Raw genomic sequence first — 14926 nt, 5'->3', positions numbered from 1 at the left:
CCCCGGTTCGACTACCGCGCCGGCATCAGCCAGCCGGCTACTGAGCCGGCATCAGGATGATGGTGACGGCGCGGGCGCCCGGCTCGGCCTGCGATCCGCTGAAGGCGCCGACCCGCGCCTCCCCGCGCACCCGGTCGCGCTCCACGCCCTGCTGGCTCAGCGCCAGCGCCACGGCGCGGGCGCGGCGGGCGGCGAGTTGCGTGCTGGTCTCGGCGCCCGCGGCGCGTTCCGCATGGCCGAGGACGCAGATGTTGCGCTCCCGCTCCGCCAGGGCCTGCGCGGCGGCGGTCGCGATGGCGGCGCGGCCGGCCGGGCCGAGGGTCGCGCTGTTGCGGGCGAAGGGCACGGCGATGACGTCATCCTCCAGCCGCTCCGACCCGACGCAGGAGAACGGCCGAAGCTGCGCCGCGGCAGGGGCCGTGGCCAGCACCAGCGCCAGGAACGCCAGCAGCGCCCTCATGCCGCCGGCGCCAGCAGGCCGGCCGCCGTCAGCCGCCCGAGCAGCGCGGGCGCGTCCACCGCCGGCGCCACGGCGGCGAGTTCCGCCTCCGTCACATCCGGCCGGGCGAGCAGCCAGGTGGCGGCCTCGGCTTCCGCCGGGGTGACCACGACGCTGCCTTGCGCCGCCTTCACCACCCACTCCGCGCCGCGCCGCACCGGCTTCGCGCCGGGTGCCAGGACACGGAAAGCGGGGGCATCGCCGCCTGCACCGGCTGCCACGGGTGCCGCGATGCCGCGCGCCGCCAGCATGTCGTAGCCGCCGCGGCCGTAGCGGTAGCCGGACACGAACTGCGCCAGCGCCTCCATCACCTTCGGGTCGCGGGACAGCTCCGCCAGCCGCTGCCCGAGCAGCCCGGCGCGCTGGGTCAGCGCGAACTTCGCCGGGTTCGAGCCGTCCTGGCGCGGCAGCGGCCTGCGGAATTCCGGGTCGTAGAGCACGCGCTCGGACAGGATGTTGAGGAAATCCATGCCCAGTGGCGCGTGCACGCCATAGGCGATGTGGACGCTGGCGGGGGCTTCGGCCAGGGCATCGTGGTACCAGCCGCGCGGCAGGTACAGCAGGTCCCCGGGCCGCATCCGCACCACCTCCCGCAGCTTGCCGCGGGCCTGGTCGTGATGCGCCTGCGGCTGGCCGCGAAAGGCGGGGTGGGCGATCGGGTAGTCGGCCCGACCCTCCCAGATGTTCCAGTCCTTCTCGCCCTCCACCTGCACCGCCCAGACATCATGCGTGTCGTAATGCGTGCGGAACGCCTTGTGGCTCTGCCAGCTGATGTAGACATTGGCCTGCGACTTGCCGAGGCCGGCATCCTCCAGCGCGGAGGAAACGCTGGCCAGGCCCGGCGTCAGGCTGTCCACGTCGTTCATCACCACGCTGGCACCCTTGGCGATCCAGCCCTGCACCAGCTTCGCATCCGGCTGCAGCACCGGCGCGCCGTCGCGGCTGGTGGCGCGGGTGCAGAACTGCTCCGGCGGGATCGCCTGGCTGTCCATCACCAGCTTCAGCGAGGTGCCGGACCAGATATGCGTCATGTCCAGCAGCCGGTTGATCTGCCGCCAGGACAGCACATCGGCGAATTTGCCCGGCGCGCCGCGGAGGTGCAGCGGCTGGCGGTCCAGATGCTCCGCGAAGAAGCGCTCCGGCGTGAGGGGGGCGAGCAGGGCGGCGAGGCTGTCGATCATTTCAGGAGAATAGCCCGGATGGCGGCCGCGTTGCACCGGTCAAACGCGCGACCGGCCCGGCCGGACTGAACTTGCGGCTGCCACCGCAAAGGGCCAGCTTCCGGCACAGGAGGACCCGGCGAATGATGGATGCGGTGACCGAACAGGTTTCGGATGGCGTGCGCCCGCAGATCCTGCGGGCGGCGGAAGCGGCCCTGGCCCGGCTGGCGCCCGCCCTGCCCCCCGCGGCCGCCGCCCTGCTGCACCGCCTGCACGCCGCCGTGCCCACCGCCGAACTCGCCGCCACCCCGCCCGAGGCCCTGGCCGAGGCCGCCGCCAGCCTGTTCGCCTTCGCCGCCGAACGCCGCCCGCGCGAAACCCGCCTGCGCCTGCTGCCGCCCGGTCCCGGCCGCGGTGCCGTGGCCGTCGCGGAGATCGTCACGGACGACATGCCCTTCCTGGTGGACAGCGCCATGGCCGCGCTGACCGTCTCCGGCCGCGTGGTGCGCCAGCTGCTGCACCCGGTGGTGCCGGTGCGGCGCGACGCCGAGGGCCGCCTGCTGGCGATCGAGGAGGGCGCGCCGGCGCGCGAGAGCATGATGCGCATCTCGCTCGCCGCCGGCGCCACCATTCCCCTCGCCGGTACCGGCCCGGCGGACTGGCCGGCGGTGGAGGCGGCGCTGCGCCGCGCCATGGCGGATGTCCGCCTCGCCGTCGGCGATTTCGGCGCCATGCTGGCACAGCTGCGCGCGGCGCAATCCGAACTGGGCGCGGAGGCCGGCGCGGCATCCGACTTCCTGAACTGGATGGCGGAGGACAATTTCGTCCTGCTCGGCCATCGCCGCCTGCTGCTGTCCGGCGACAACGCGCTGCTGGTGGCGGAGGAAGACAACCTCGGCATGCTGCGCGACAGCATGGTGCCGGTGTTCGACGCGCTGCGCGACCTGGCCGCGGTGCCGGGCGCGGTGCGCGCGACGCTGGGGCGGATGGAGGCGGTGGTGGTCGCCAAAGCCAACATGCGCGCCACGGTGCACCGGCCGCAGCACGCCGACGTGGTGATGACGCGCATCCGCGATTCCGGCGGGCAGGTCATCGGCCTGCGGCTGTTCCTCGGCCTGTTCGCGGCCGATGCCTACAACCGCAACCCGCGCGCCATCCCGCTGCTGCGCGAGAAGGTTCTCCGGGTCCTCGCCATGGCGGGGCTGGACCCCGAGAGCCATGATGGCCGGGCGCTGCGCAACATCCTGGACACCTGGCCGCGGGACGAGCTGTTCCAGGCGCCGGAGACGGAAATCCTCGCCGGGGCACGGCGCGCGCTGGACCTCGCGATCCGGCCGCGCGCCGCGCTGGTGCTGCGGCGTGATCCGTTCGAGCGCTTCGTCGCCGCCATCGCCTGGCTGCCGCGGGACACCTTCGACACGGCGCTGCGCCAGCGCATCGGCCACCTGTTGGCGGATGCGTTCCAGGGCCGGCTTTCCGCCTGGTACACGCTGCTCGGCGATGCGCCGCTGGCGCGCGTGCACTACGTCATCGGCACGCAGCCCGGCCGCGTGCCGCCCGTGGACGAGGCGGCGCTGGAAGCCGCCATGGCCCAGGCGGCGCGCGGCTTCTCCGACCGGCTGGAGGAAGCGCTGGCGGAGGAGTTCGGCGCCGCCGCCGCGCCCCGCCTGATGCGCTGGCGCGACGCCTTCCCGCGCGTCTATCGCGACCTGGAAACCGCGGCCCAGGGCGTCGCCGACCTGCACCTGGCGGAACAGGCGCTGGACCAGGGCCGCGCCCAGGCGAAGCTGATGCGCACCGCCGGCGAAGGCGCGCGCCGCCTGACGCTGCGCCTGGCGAGCCCCGGCCGCCCGCTGCCCCTGGCCGACGCGCTGCCGCTGTTCGAAAGCCTCGGCCTGCGCGCCATCGAGGAACTGCCCTACCGCCTGACGCCGGGCGATGCGCCGGAAGTCGTGCTGCACGTCTTCCAGCTGGAGGCCGGCGTCGACGTGGCGGAGGACCGCTTTCCCGAAATCCTCGGCGCGCTGGCGGCGCTGCTGGAGGGTGCGGCGGAGGCGGATGGCTTCAACCGGCTGGTGCTGCGCGCCGGGCTCGACTGGCGCGAATGCTGGCTGCTGCGCGCGATGTTCCGCTGGCTGAAGCAGGTCGGCTTCGGCTTCGCGCAGGACAGCGTGCAGGACGCGCTGGCGGCGCAGCCCGATGCGGTGCGCGTGCTGCTGGCGCTGTTCCGCCGCCGCTTCGACCCCGCCGTCTCCGATCGCACCGAAGCGGCGCTGGAAGCCGAGTGGAAGGCGGCGCTGGACAACGTCGCCAACCCCGACGAGGACCGCATCCTGTCCCGCCTGCGGCTGCTGCTGGATGCGATGCTGCGCACCAACTTCCAGGAGCAGAAATCCTACCTCGCCTTCAAGGTGGACTCCGCTCGCGCCGGCGACATGCCGCTGCCGCGGCCGTGGCGCGAGATCTTCGTGCACTCGCCGCGCATGGAAGGCTGCCATTTGCGCGCCGGCCCCGTTGCGCGTGGCGGCATCCGCTGGTCCGACCGGCGCGAGGATTTCCGGACGGAAGTGCTCGGCCTGATGAAGGCTCAGCGGCTGAAGAACGTGGTCATCGTGCCGACCGGCGCGAAGGGCGGCTTCGTGCTGAAGCATCCGCCGCCCAGCAGCGACCGCGAGGCCTACATGGCGGAAGGCATTTTCGTCTATCGCACGCTGGTGCGGGGCATGCTCGACCTGACGGACAATTTTTCCGAGTCCGGCCAGGTGGTGACGCCGCCGGCGATCGTGCGGCGGGACGGCGACGATCCCTACATCGTGGCCGCCGCGGACAAGGGCACGGCGACCTTCAGCGACATCGCCAACGGGCTGTCCGAAGACTACGGCTTCTGGCTCGGCGATGCCTTCGCCAGCGGCGGTTCCGCCGGCTACGACCACAAGGGCATGGGCATCACCGCGCGCGGCGCCTGGGTGATGATCGACCGCCACTTCGCCGAGATCCGCGGCGCCGGCGTGCAGGACGCCCCATTCACCTGCGCCGGGATCGGCGACATGTCCGGCGACGTGTTCGGCAACGGGTTGCTGATTTCCCGCCGCACGAAGCTGGTCGCGGCCTTCGACCACCGGCACATCTTCATCGACCCCGACCCCGATCCCGAAACCTCCTTCAACGAGCGCGCACGGTTGTTCGCGTTGCCGCGCTCGTCCTGGGCCGACTATGAATCGCGCCTGCTGTCGAAGGGCGGTGCCGTGCTGCCGCGCAACGCCAAGACGCTGCCGCTGAGCGAGGAAGCACGCGCCCTGCTCGGCATCGCGGAGGAACGCGCGGAGCCCGCGGTGATCCTGCGCGCGATCCTGACGCTGAAGGTGGACCTGCTGTATTTCGGCGGCATCGGCACCTATGTGAAAGCCAGCACGGAAACGCAGGCGGAGGCCGGCGACCGCGCCAACGACGCCATCCGCGTCGATGGCCGCGACCTGCGCGCCACCATCCTGGGCGAGGGCGCCAATCTCGGCATCACCCAGGCCGGGCGCATCGAGGCGGCGCAGCATGGCGTGCGCCTGAACACCGACGCGCTCGACAATTCCGCCGGCGTCAGCACCTCCGACCATGAGGTGAACATCAAGATCCTGCTGGCGGAGGCGGAGCGCGAGGGCGCACTCACGCGGCGCCAGCGCGACGTGCTGCTGGGCGAGATGACGGAGGAAGTCGGCCGCCTGGTGCTGGCCGACAACCACGCGCAATCCATCGCCATCAGCCTGGAGGCGATGGGCGCGGCCGAGGACCTGTCCGCCCATGCCGCGCTGATGGCGCGGCTGGAGGCGGAGGGCATTCTGGACCGTGCCGTGGCCGGCCTGCCGGATGCCGCGGCGCTGCGCGCGCGCGCGGCGGCGGACCAGGGCCTGACGCGGCCCGAGCTTGCCTCCCTGCTCGCCCCCGCGAAGCTGTGGCTGACCGAGGCGATCGAGGCGAGCGGCCTGCCCGACGAGCCGGCGCTGGCGCCGCTGCTGCGCGACTATTTTCCGCAGGCGCTGCAGGACCGCTTCCCGGAGCTGATCGCGCGCCACCGGCTGCGGCGCGAGTTGGTGGCGACGGCGCTGGCGAATGTCGTCGCCAACCGGCTCGGCATCGCGGCCCTCGGCCGGCTGGCCGGCACCGTCGGCGGCGGCGCGGAGGTGGCGCGGGCAGCCTGGCTGGCGCAGGCGCTGTTCGGGCTGGATGCGGCGGCGGCGGCGGCGGATGCGGCGCCGGCCCCGGCCGCACAGCGCCTCGGCGCGCAGCGCGCGCTGCGCCGCCTGCAGGAATCCGCGACGCGGGAGCTGATGCTGGCCGGCGGCGATGCCCCGCTGGAGGCGGCCCTGGCGGCGCTGGAGCCCGGTGTCGCCGCCCTGGTCGCCGCCGAATCCGCGGCCCCGGATGCGGAGGCGACCAGGCTGCGCTCGGCCGGCCTGCCTCCGGAGGTGGCGGCGCTGGCCGCCGGCGCGGCCCGGCTGGCGGCGGCCCCGGCCGTGGTGCGGCTGGCGGCCGAAAGCGGTGCCACGCCCACCGCCGCGGCGGCCGCCTGGCGCGCGGTGGGGGAGGAGTTCTGCCTCGACGCCCTGCGCGCCGCCGCCGATGCCGCCCGCACCGCCGGCCCCTTCGCGGCGCGCGCACGGGCGGAGGCGCTGGGCGACCTCGCCGCCGTGCAGGCCAGCCTCGCGCGTGCCCGGCTGGCCGGCGGCGCACCGCAGGATGCCCGCGGCGCCGAGGCGGCGCGGCTGGCACGGGAGGCGGCGCGGCTCGGCGACCTGGTGGCGATCGGCGTCGCGGCGCGCGCGCTGTCCGCGCTGGCTTGAGCGAAGATGTCCACGCCGACCCCGGCCGCGATGTGCTGCCGGATGTGCTGGAGCCCGGCCTGCGGCTGGTGTTCTGCGGCATGGCGGCGGGGCCGACCTCGGCGCGGCTCGGCGCCTACTACGCCCGGCCCGGCAACCGCTTCTGGCCGGCGCTGGCCACCGCCGGCTTCACGAAGCGGCTGTTCCGGCCGCACGAATTCCGGCTGCTGGCCGGCTGCGGCATCGGGCTGACCGACCTCGGCAAGGGCCAGCAGGGGGTGGACCGGCAGATCGTCATCACCGACCGGGACCGCGCGCGGCTGCGCGAGGCGATCCTGCGCGAGGCCCCCGGCGCCCTCGCCTTCACCAGCAAATCGGCCGCTGGCCTGTTCCTGCGCCAGCCCGGCCTGCCCTTCGGCGCATTGCCGGACGCGCTGGTGCCGCCCGGCTTTCCGCCGACCTTCGTCCTGCCGAGCACCTCTGGCTCCAACAATGGGAACTGGGATAGGTTCGGCTATCAAGCGATCTGGACGGATACCGCCATGCGCCTCGGCTTCGTGAACCCGGTGCAGGCGTGACGCCGAAGGCCTGGGCCTGGGCGCTGTATGACTGGGCGAACAGCAGCTTTCCCACCGTCGTGTCCACCTTCGTCATCGCCGCCTATTTCGTGCAGGGCATCGCGGCGGACCCGGTCAGCGGGCAGGCGCAATGGGGCTGGATGCAGTCGGCGGCCGGTCTCGCCGTGGCGCTGCTGTCGCCGGTGCTGGGCGCGGTGGCGGATGCGGGCGGGCGGCGGCGGCTGATGCTCGGCGTCGCGACGCTGCTGACGGCGATCGCCACCGGCATGATCTGGTTCGCGCTGCCGGCGCCGGACTACGCGCTGTACACGCTGGTCTGCGTCGGGCTCGCGACCATCGCCTTCGAAATCGGCACGGTGTTCTACAACTCGATGCTGCCCGGCGTGGCGCCGCCCGGGCGGCTTGGCCGCGTCTCCGGCTTCGGCTGGGGGCTCGGCTATGCCGGGGGGCTGGCCTGCCTGGCACTGTCCCTGGTGGTGCTGATCCAGCCGGACCCGGCGTGGTTCGGGCTGGATCGCGCGGCGTCCGAGCATGTGCGCGCCGTGGCACTGCTGGTGGCGGCCTGGCTGCTGGTGTTCTCCTGGCCCGTGCTGGTCGCGCTGCCGGACCCCGCCGGCCCGCGTCCGAGCTGGGCCCAGGCCGCCGCGCGCGGGCTGGAGGAGATTGCGGGCCTGATCCGAACCCTCCCGAAAAATTCGGCACTGGCGCGCTTCCTGGTGGCGCGGCTGTTCTACACGGATGGGCTGAACACGCTGTTCGCCTTCGGCGCCATCTACGCCGCCGGCGTCTTCGGCATGGGGCTCGACCGCATCCTGCTGTTCGGCATCGCCATGAACGTCACCGCCGGCCTCGGCGCCGCCGGCTTCGCGCTGATCGAGGATCGGGTCGGCTCGCGCCGCATGGTGCTCGGCGCGCTGCTGGCGATGGTGGTGCTCGGCGCCGGGCTGCTGCTGGCGACGTCGGAGCTGTGGTTCTGGATCATGGCGCTGTCGCTCGGCCTGTTCTTCGGCCCGGCGCAGGCGGCCAGCCGCAGCTTCATGGCGCGGCTGGCGCCGCCGGATGAAGTCTCGGCGCATTTCGGGCTGTTCGCGCTGTCCGGCCGCATCACCGGCTTCCTCGGCCCGGCGGCGCTGGCGGCGGTGACGACGGCGACGGGCAGCCAGCGCCTGGGCATGGCGACGGTGCTGGTCTTTCTCGCGATTGGCGCGGCGATCCTGGCGACGGTGCGGGAGAGGCCGTGACGAACTTCGCCTCCCGGCGCGAAGCCGGCCGCTACGTTAACCTGCACGACCCCACCGACCACGGCCTGCCCGATGTCTGGCGCTGGTACAGGGCGCGGAAGCCGGTGCCCTGGCCGCGCTGGATCGAGGACCCGCCCCGGCCGCCGCCGCCGCGCCTGGACGCCGGCCGCATCGCAGCGACCTTCATCGGCCATGCGAGCTGGCTGGTGCAGTTGGGCGGCGTCGCCGTGCTGATCGACCCGGTCTGGTCGCCCCGCGCCAGCCCGCTGGACTTCGCCGGGCCGAAGCGGGTGCGGGCGCCGGGGCAGCCCCTGGCGGCGCTGCCGGGGGTGGAGCTGCTGCTGGTCAGCCACAACCACTACGACCATTGCGACCTGGCGACGCTGCGCCAGGTGCAGGCGCGCTGGGCGCCGCCCGCCGTCACCAGCCTCGGCACCGGCCGGCTGCTGGCCAGGGCGGGGCTGCGCGACCCGCGCGAATGCGACTGGTGGGACAGCGTCGAGGTCGCCGGGCTGCGCATCACCTACGTCCCCTCACAGCATTTCTCCGCCCGCACGGCCTTCGACCGCAACCGCGCCTTGTGGGGCGGCTTCGTGATCGAGGCGCCGGATGGCGGCTGCGTCTACTTCGCCGGCGATTCCGGCTGGTGCCCGCATTTCGAGGAAATTGGCCGGCGCTTTCCGAGGATCGACCTCGCCCTGCTGCCGATCGGCGCCTATGCGCCGCGCTGGTTCATGCGCACGCAGCACATGGACCCGGAGGAAGCGGTGCGGGCGCACCTGGCCTGCGGGGCGCGCGCCAGCCTGGCGATGCATTTCGGCACCTTCTTCCGCCTGACCGACGAGCCGATCGACGAACCCGCGGCGCTGCTGGAGGCGGCGAAGGCGCGGCATGGCGTGGCGGCGCAGGCGTTCCGCGTGCCCGGCTTCGGCGAAACCTTCCTGCTGGACTGAATCCGAAATATTTAGAAATCCTGCATGCCTGCCTCTGTAACAGGATGAACTTCCGCGCCAGTATGCGCGGAACGAAAACAGAGGAAACCCGCCGGTGACCGACGAACCGCAGGCCAAGCCGCCGACACGGCGCCGGCTTTTCGTGTTGCGCCTTGCGGCCATGGTGGGCGTGCTGCCCGCCGCCGCCTGCGTGCCGCAGCAGGGACCGGTGGTGTATGCGCCGCAGCCCGTCCTGGTGCGCCGCGGCACCGGCATCAGCGATTCGGATCCCTCCGACGCACCGGGCAACGGACGCGGCGGGCATCGCGGCAGCGGCATCTCGGACAGCGACCCGAATGATGCGGCGGGCTATGGCCGCGGCGGGCGCCGCGCCTCCGGCGTGTCCGACAGCGATCCGGGCGATGCGCCGGGCCGCGGGCGGGGCGGCAGCCGCGTCTATCGCGGCACCGGCATCACCGACAGTGACCCGAGCGACGGTCCCGGCCGTGGGCGCGGCCGCGCGGTCTACCGGCGCAGCGGCCTGAGCGACAGCGACCCGTCGGACAGCCCCGGCCGCGGCCGCCGCGGCTACTGATGTCGTCGCAGCCGCCCCCGCCGGCTCCCACGCTCGCCGAGGAAGCCTGGCGCCTGTCCTTCGGCGACCTGCCGATGGCCGAGGGCCTGGCGCTGCGGGAAGGCACGGATTGGCGCCATTTCCCCGGGCAGGACCCGGACCGCTACCGGCACCTGCTGTCGATCGCCGACCTCGACGCCTTCCTGGCGAGTGACGCGGCGGCGCGCCCGCGCGTCTCCATGGCCGATGGCAGCCGCAAGGGCGGCGCGGCGGTGCCGGAGGACGACTACGCCTTCGAGGATGGCGGCGTGGACCTGCCGAAGCTGTTCGCCAGCTTCGATGCCGGCGCCACCCTCGTCGTCTCCCAGTTCAACCAGCTGCATCCGCCGCTGGCGCGGTACTGCCGCGGGCTGGAACAGGTGATGCTGCATGCGGTGCAGGCCAACATCTACCTGACGCCGCCCGGCGCACAGGGCTTCCGGATGCACTACGACACGCATGACGTGCTGGTGCTGCAGGTGCAGGGCGAGAAGGCCTGGCGCATCTGGCCCGGCCAGCCCTTCCCCAACCCGACGCGCCGCACCCCCTGGCCCGGCGGGATCGAGCCGGTGGCGGAGCCGGTGAACATCACGCTGCGCCCCGGCGATGCGCTGTACGTGCCGCGCGGCGTGCTGCACGACGCGGCGACGCAGGATGGCGAAGCCTCGCTGCATGTCACCGTGGGTTTCATGGAGCCGTCCTTCGCCGCGGTGCTGCGGATGGCGGTGGACCTGCTGGAGGAATCGGAGCCCGCTCTGCGCGCCGCCTTCCCGACCTGGCGCCTGGCGGACGGCCCCGGCAGCCTCGCCGCGCTGGCGGCCCCGCTGGCGGCGAAGCTGGCCGAGCCGGCGGCGCTGGAACGCACCGCGCTGGCCCTGCTGGACCAGTTGGCGGCGGACCAGCCGGCGATGCTGGGGCGCGGGTTGTTCGCGCGCGATCCGCAGGCGGAGACGAAGCTGCGGCTCGCGCCCGGCGTGCTGCATGCGCTGGTGCCGGAACCGAGTGGCGAGGGCGCCTCCCTGCGCTGGGCCGGCATGCCGGTGGCGCTGACGTCGCAGGAGGCGGGCTGGGTCGAACAGCTGGCCGAGGGTGCGACGCCCGCCGAGCTGGGCCTGGAAAGCCTGGAGTTCTGCCGCAGACTGCGCCGCCTGGGGTTGCTGGCGGAGGATTGCTGAGCGGAGACGCCAGCCCCTGCCGCCTTTTCCCTGTCGCGATCCGAATGAAGTTGACCGGCTTTCCGGCCCCGTGCGAGCGTGTATCCGCTCGTAACCGGACGTGAAGGATGGGTCGATGCATCACGATGAGGACGCACTGGCTGCAATGCGCGAAGTGAACCGCATCTTCGATGAAGAAGTCTGCGGCAAGAAGAACTTCGATGCACTTGCCCGTGTCTACACGCAGGATGCCTCGATACTTCCACCCGGCGGCGACATCATATCCGGTCTCGAAGGTATCCGGGCTTTCTGGAAATCCGCCGCCGAAAGCCTCCGCATCACCCATTGCCGCCTGCAACCCTTCGAGGTCGAGGTGCATGGCGACTGCGCCCACGAGGTCGCGCGCGGGGAGGTCGGGACGGAAAGCGGCGCGGTCCCGATCAAGTACATCGTCATCTGGAAGAAGGATGGCGGGCACTGGAAATGGCACCGCGACATCTGGAACATGAACGGCTGAGGCGCGGCCGGCACGCCTACTCCGCCGGCACGGCCTGCCCCTTGGGCGGCACCGGCTTCGCCCAAAGCTCCGGCGCCAACTCCTCCTTCCGGTCCGGGAAGGCGAGCGCGCAGACGAAGGTGACGGCGGCGAAGCTCGCCAGCACCACCAGCACCGTGCCCAGCCCGCCCGCCGTCGCATGCAGCCAGGCGATCAGCGGGCTGGCGGCCGCGGCGCCCAGGAAGCCCACGAAGAAGCGGATGGAATACAGCCGCGTGCGCAGCGCCGGCGCCACGTAGCGCGCCGTCATCGTCTCGTTCACCGTCACCTGCCCGAAGATCGCCGCCGCCATCAGCCCCGCCACCGGCAGCACCATCCAGCCCTGCAGCGTCGACAGCAGCAGGAAGCCGGGCATCTGGATGCAGGCGAGCGGCAGGAACACGCGCTTCAAGGTGTGCCGGTCGATCAGCCGGCCCACGGTGAACTGCGTCATCCCGCCGCAGATCGTCACCAGGAAGGCGAGCAGCCCCACCACCGGCAGCAAATCCGGCGAATTCGCCAGGCGTTCCGCCATCAGCTTCGGCAGCAGCAGCGTGAAGGCGTTGAAGATGAAGCCGGAGACGGCGGCGAGCGACAGCAGCACCACCACGGCGCGGCGCACCACGGCGCGCGGAATCTCCGGGAACGGCTTGCCCGCCGCCTTGTTGCGGGCGACGTCCTCCGGCCCTTCGCGCAGATACAGCAGGCCAAAGCCGATGCTCAGCACGCCGGGGATGACGAAGGCCCAGCGCCAGCCGATCCAGGCGGCGACGAAGGCCGTCACCACCGGCGCCAGCGCCACGCCGAGATTGCCGAACACGCCGTTGACGCCCACCGCCGCGCCCACCTTGGGTCCCGCCGCATCCACCAGCATCGCCGTGCCGATCGGGTGATAGATCGCGCTGAACGCCCCCATCAGCGCCAGCCCCGCCGCCAGCCAATACGGCCCGGGCGCGAAACCGGTCAGCACCAGGGCGGCGCCGCTGCCGATGAAGAAGCCCGCCATCATCGCCGGCCGCCCGAAGCGCTCCGCCAGCCAGCCCATCGGCAGGCTGCCGAGTCCGTACAGCACGAACATGCCGGTGCCGAGGGCCAGGATCGGCCCGTAGTCGGTGCCGAACAGGCCGGGTTCCTGCAGCACCATCGCCAGCACGGCGGTGGCGAGGATCAGCAGCCCGTAATGGGTGAAGACATGCGCCGCATTGACGAACCAGATCTGCCGGGCTGCCGCATCCATGACCCTGCTTCCTCTGCCTGCCGCCATGCTATCCTGGCGGCTTAACGACGTCCTGCCAGACCATGTCGCCAATCCGCCAGAATCCGCCGCCCATCCGCTCCGACCTGCCGCAGGATGCGGTGGACCGGCCGCTGGCCGCCTTCGCCCGCGACTACCCGGATGGCGCGCAGGTGCCGCGCCATGCGCATGACCGCGCCCAGCTTCTGTACGCCACGCGCGGCGTCATGCGCATCAGCACGGACGAGGCCGGCTTCATCGTGCCGCCGCTGCACGCGCTGTGGATGCCGGCCGGGGCGCCGCATGAGGTCGCGACGGAAGGTGGCGTGGCAATGCGTGCGCTGTTCCTGCGCGCCGATGCCGCCGCCGCCGGCCCGGGCGCGACGACGGTGCTGGCGGTGTCCGCCCTGCTGCGCGAGCTGATCCTGGCGGCCTGCGCGGAGCCGCTGGAATGGGACCCGGCCGGGCGCGGCGGCCACCTGGCCGCGCTGATCCTGGACGAGATTGCCCGCGCGCCGTCGCTGCCCTTCCGCGTGCCGGAACCGCGCGACCCGCGCCTGCGCCGCCTGACCGCCGCGCTTCGCGCCGCGCCCTCCAGCACCCGCACGCTGGAGGAATTCGCCGCACTCGCCGGCGCCAGCCCGCGCACCCTGGAGCGCCGCTTCCGGGCGGAAACCGGCCTGTCCTTCGCCCGCTGGCGCCAGACATTGCGCCTGGCCGAAGCCGCCGCGCGACTCGCCGGCGGGGAGACACCCGCCCGTGCCGCCGCGGCGGTGGGCTATGCCAGCGCGCCCGCCTTCGGCGCCGCCTTCCGCGCCGCCTTCGGCATCACGCCGGGGGCGGCCCGGGGGTGAGGGGCGTGGTGAGGCGCCGGAACCAGGCGGTGGAGCGCAGCAGACCCTCCGGCCGTGGCGCCAGCCCCTCGCGCTCGATCAGCCCGGCGATGTGGCGCTTGGCCTCGGCCAGCGGCAGGCTGGCGCCGACCAGGGCGCGGTACAGGCCCGCGGCCTGCACCACATCCGCCTGGTCCACCTGCACCCCGCGCCCGGCCCGGCTGCGCAGGAAGGCCAGGGCCTCCCGCTCCGCCGCCACCACCGTGGCCCGGCCGCGTTGGGCCGCGGCGCTGGACAGGGCGGCGCGGGCGGCCTCCGCCGTCAGGCCGTGCCGGGTGACACCCTCCACCAGCAGCGCGCGTTCGGCCGCCGCATCCAGCGCGCCATCGCCGATGCGCAGGCGGGCGAGGTCCGCGAAGCGCGCCGCCGCCGGGTCCGGCACCGCCTCCGCGCGCAGCAGTCCCGTGGCGGGTCCAGCCGCGGCGCAGGCGGCGCAGGGCAGCAGGGTGGCGGTGCCGTCCAGCTCCATCAGCCGGATCTCCACCGCCATGTCCGGATGCCGCGCGCGCACGGCGGCGGCGGCGCCTTCCAGCACGCCATGGTGCTGGCGCAACTCCTCCGCCGGGTCGTCCGCCAGGCGGCGCCCGGCCCACAGATGCAGGGCGCCGCAATCCCGGTGGTTCACGAAGACCACGGTGCGCACGCCGTGCAGCTGGCGGGACGCCGCCAGATTCTCCCACAGCGCGGTGCCCCAGGCCGGCCGCGCCGGGTCCACCGCCGCCAGCGCGGCGCCCGCGATGCGCATTTCCGAATAGCGGTCGGTGCGGCCGAGGGCCGCCATCAGGAAGGTGGTGTCGTCGGTCAGCCGCGGGTCGATGCAGCTGACAACGAAGGCATCGGCCTGGCCTGGCGGGGCGGGGGTCACTTGATCTCCTCGGTATGGGTGATGCCGCCCAGGCGGTGGTCGAGGTGGGAGTAGGACAGGCCGGTGGTGAACAGCACCGCGAGGCTCAGCAGCGCCCAGACCAGCAGCGAGTCCGCGCCCAGCACCGGCAGCCCGGTGACGTGCGCCCAGCTCATCCCGATGCCGAGGCAGAACAGCAGCACCAGCACAATGCCCGGCCGCTTCAGCACGCCGCTGGTGGTGCGCCACAGCATCAGCAGCACCACGGCCAGCACGGTGCCCACCGCCAGCTTCAGCCAGAACCAGCCGAACCCCTGCGCCAGCCAATGCAGGTAGGAATAGCCGGAGGGGTTGTAGAGCGCGAAGACCACGAACAGGCAGAACAGCCCGCGCGCCACCACGCCGCGCCAGTCGAAGCGCGGCACGCTCATC

At 73.2% G+C, this 14926-nt stretch carries 13 protein-coding genes; 8 read left to right on the top strand and 5 right to left on the bottom strand.

Annotated elements, in window-relative coordinates; translation table 11 throughout:
- Positions 1-37: 37 nt before the first annotated feature.
- On the bottom strand, positions 38-460 hold the full coding sequence (locus ACFHPP_RS06675) for an OmpA family protein (RefSeq protein WP_437162486.1): 423 nt from the start codon (positions 458-460) through the stop codon (positions 38-40).
- Positions 457-1680: a cupin domain-containing protein gene (locus tag ACFHPP_RS06670; protein ID WP_437162485.1), complete on the bottom strand. Its 1224-nt coding sequence runs from the start codon at positions 1678-1680 to the stop codon at positions 457-459. Before ACFHPP_RS06670 ends, ACFHPP_RS06675 begins: the two co-directional genes overlap by 4 nt.
- A 122-nt stretch (positions 1681-1802) precedes the next feature.
- Between ACFHPP_RS06670 and ACFHPP_RS06665 the strand changes: the two genes are divergently transcribed.
- The 7 genes from ACFHPP_RS06665 (at position 1803) to ACFHPP_RS06635 (ending at position 11505) form a co-directional block, all read left to right on the top strand.
- Positions 1803-6491, top strand: coding sequence for an NAD-glutamate dehydrogenase domain-containing protein (locus ACFHPP_RS06665; protein ID WP_437162484.1), 4689 nt, complete (start codon positions 1803-1805; stop codon positions 6489-6491).
- Positions 6488-7048 carry a mismatch-specific DNA-glycosylase gene (locus tag ACFHPP_RS06660; protein WP_437162483.1) on the top strand — a complete coding sequence of 187 codons (561 nt, stop codon included), beginning with the start codon at positions 6488-6490 and terminating at the stop codon, positions 7046-7048. Before ACFHPP_RS06665 ends, ACFHPP_RS06660 begins: the two co-directional genes overlap by 4 nt.
- Complete coding sequence (locus tag ACFHPP_RS06655) at positions 7045-8289, top strand: MFS transporter (RefSeq protein ID WP_437162482.1); 1245 nt, start codon at positions 7045-7047, stop codon at positions 8287-8289. Before ACFHPP_RS06660 ends, ACFHPP_RS06655 begins: the two co-directional genes overlap by 4 nt.
- Positions 8286-9242: an MBL fold metallo-hydrolase gene (locus ACFHPP_RS06650; protein ID WP_437162481.1), complete on the top strand. Its 957-nt coding sequence runs from the start codon at positions 8286-8288 to the stop codon at positions 9240-9242. Before ACFHPP_RS06655 ends, ACFHPP_RS06650 begins: the two co-directional genes overlap by 4 nt.
- A gap of 94 nt (positions 9243-9336) precedes the next feature.
- Positions 9337-9816: a hypothetical protein gene (locus ACFHPP_RS06645; protein WP_437162480.1), complete on the top strand. Its 480-nt coding sequence runs from the start codon at positions 9337-9339 to the stop codon at positions 9814-9816.
- A complete protein-coding gene (locus ACFHPP_RS06640; RefSeq protein ID WP_437162479.1) occupies positions 9816-11009 on the top strand; it encodes a cupin domain-containing protein in 1194 nt (397 codons plus the stop codon). The genes ACFHPP_RS06645 and ACFHPP_RS06640 overlap by 1 nt, the downstream gene beginning before the upstream one ends.
- 115 nt (positions 11010-11124) lie before the next feature.
- Positions 11125-11505 carry a YybH family protein gene (locus ACFHPP_RS06635; RefSeq protein ID WP_437162478.1) on the top strand — a complete coding sequence of 127 codons (381 nt, stop codon included), beginning with the start codon at positions 11125-11127 and terminating at the stop codon, positions 11503-11505.
- Between the two features lie 16 nt (positions 11506-11521).
- Here the strand turns inward: ACFHPP_RS06635 and ACFHPP_RS06630 are convergent, their stop codons facing one another.
- Positions 11522-12760 (bottom strand): MFS transporter, encoded by a 1239-nt coding sequence (locus ACFHPP_RS06630; protein WP_437162477.1) that lies wholly within the window; start codon positions 12758-12760, stop codon positions 11522-11524.
- A 62-nt stretch (positions 12761-12822) separates the two neighbouring features.
- On the opposite strand from ACFHPP_RS06630, the gene ACFHPP_RS06625 reads away from it, so the two are divergent.
- On the top strand, positions 12823-13611 hold the full coding sequence (locus ACFHPP_RS06625) for a helix-turn-helix domain-containing protein (RefSeq protein ID WP_437162476.1): 789 nt from the start codon (positions 12823-12825) through the stop codon (positions 13609-13611).
- On the opposite strand, the gene ACFHPP_RS06620 is transcribed toward ACFHPP_RS06625, so the two are convergent.
- Together ACFHPP_RS06620 and ACFHPP_RS06615 are read right to left on the bottom strand one after the other, a co-directional pair.
- On the bottom strand, positions 13586-14515 hold the full coding sequence (locus tag ACFHPP_RS06620) for a hypothetical protein (protein WP_437162475.1): 930 nt from the start codon (positions 14513-14515) through the stop codon (positions 13586-13588). The genes ACFHPP_RS06625 and ACFHPP_RS06620 overlap by 26 nt on opposite strands.
- Positions 14512-14925, bottom strand: coding sequence for a DUF6524 family protein (locus ACFHPP_RS06615; RefSeq protein ID WP_437162474.1), 414 nt, complete (start codon positions 14923-14925; stop codon positions 14512-14514). The genes ACFHPP_RS06620 and ACFHPP_RS06615 overlap by 4 nt, the downstream gene beginning before the upstream one ends.
- Position 14926: the final 1 nt, after the last annotated feature.

The sequence above is a fragment of the Falsiroseomonas sp. E2-1-a20 genome, assembly GCF_051433195.1.
Classification (GTDB): domain Bacteria; phylum Pseudomonadota; class Alphaproteobacteria; order Acetobacterales; family Acetobacteraceae; genus Falsiroseomonas.
Note: the sequence above shows the minus strand (reverse complement) of the source record. Positions and strands in the feature narration are given on the sequence as shown.

What these genes read in the sequence shown, in the direction of transcription:
- ACFHPP_RS06675 (WP_437162486.1), bottom strand. Translation starts at nt 460, where the DNA reads ATGAGGGCGCTGCTGGCGTTCCTGGCGCTGGTGCTGGCCACGGCCCCT.
- ACFHPP_RS06670 (WP_437162485.1), bottom strand. Translation starts at nt 1,680, where the DNA reads ATGATCGACAGCCTCGCCGCCCTGCTCGCCCCCCTCACGCCGGAGCGC.
- ACFHPP_RS06665 (WP_437162484.1), top strand. Translation starts at nt 1,803, where the DNA reads ATGATGGATGCGGTGACCGAACAGGTTTCGGATGGCGTGCGCCCGCAG.
- ACFHPP_RS06640 (WP_437162479.1), top strand. Translation starts at nt 9,816, where the DNA reads ATGTCGTCGCAGCCGCCCCCGCCGGCTCCCACGCTCGCCGAGGAAGCC.
- ACFHPP_RS06635 (WP_437162478.1), top strand. Translation starts at nt 11,125, where the DNA reads ATGCATCACGATGAGGACGCACTGGCTGCAATGCGCGAAGTGAACCGC.
- ACFHPP_RS06630 (WP_437162477.1), bottom strand. Translation starts at nt 12,760, where the DNA reads ATGGATGCGGCAGCCCGGCAGATCTGGTTCGTCAATGCGGCGCATGTC.
- ACFHPP_RS06625 (WP_437162476.1), top strand. Translation starts at nt 12,823, where the DNA reads ATGTCGCCAATCCGCCAGAATCCGCCGCCCATCCGCTCCGACCTGCCG.
- ACFHPP_RS06615 (WP_437162474.1), bottom strand. Translation starts at nt 14,925, where the DNA reads ATGAGCGTGCCGCGCTTCGACTGGCGCGGCGTGGTGGCGCGCGGGCTG.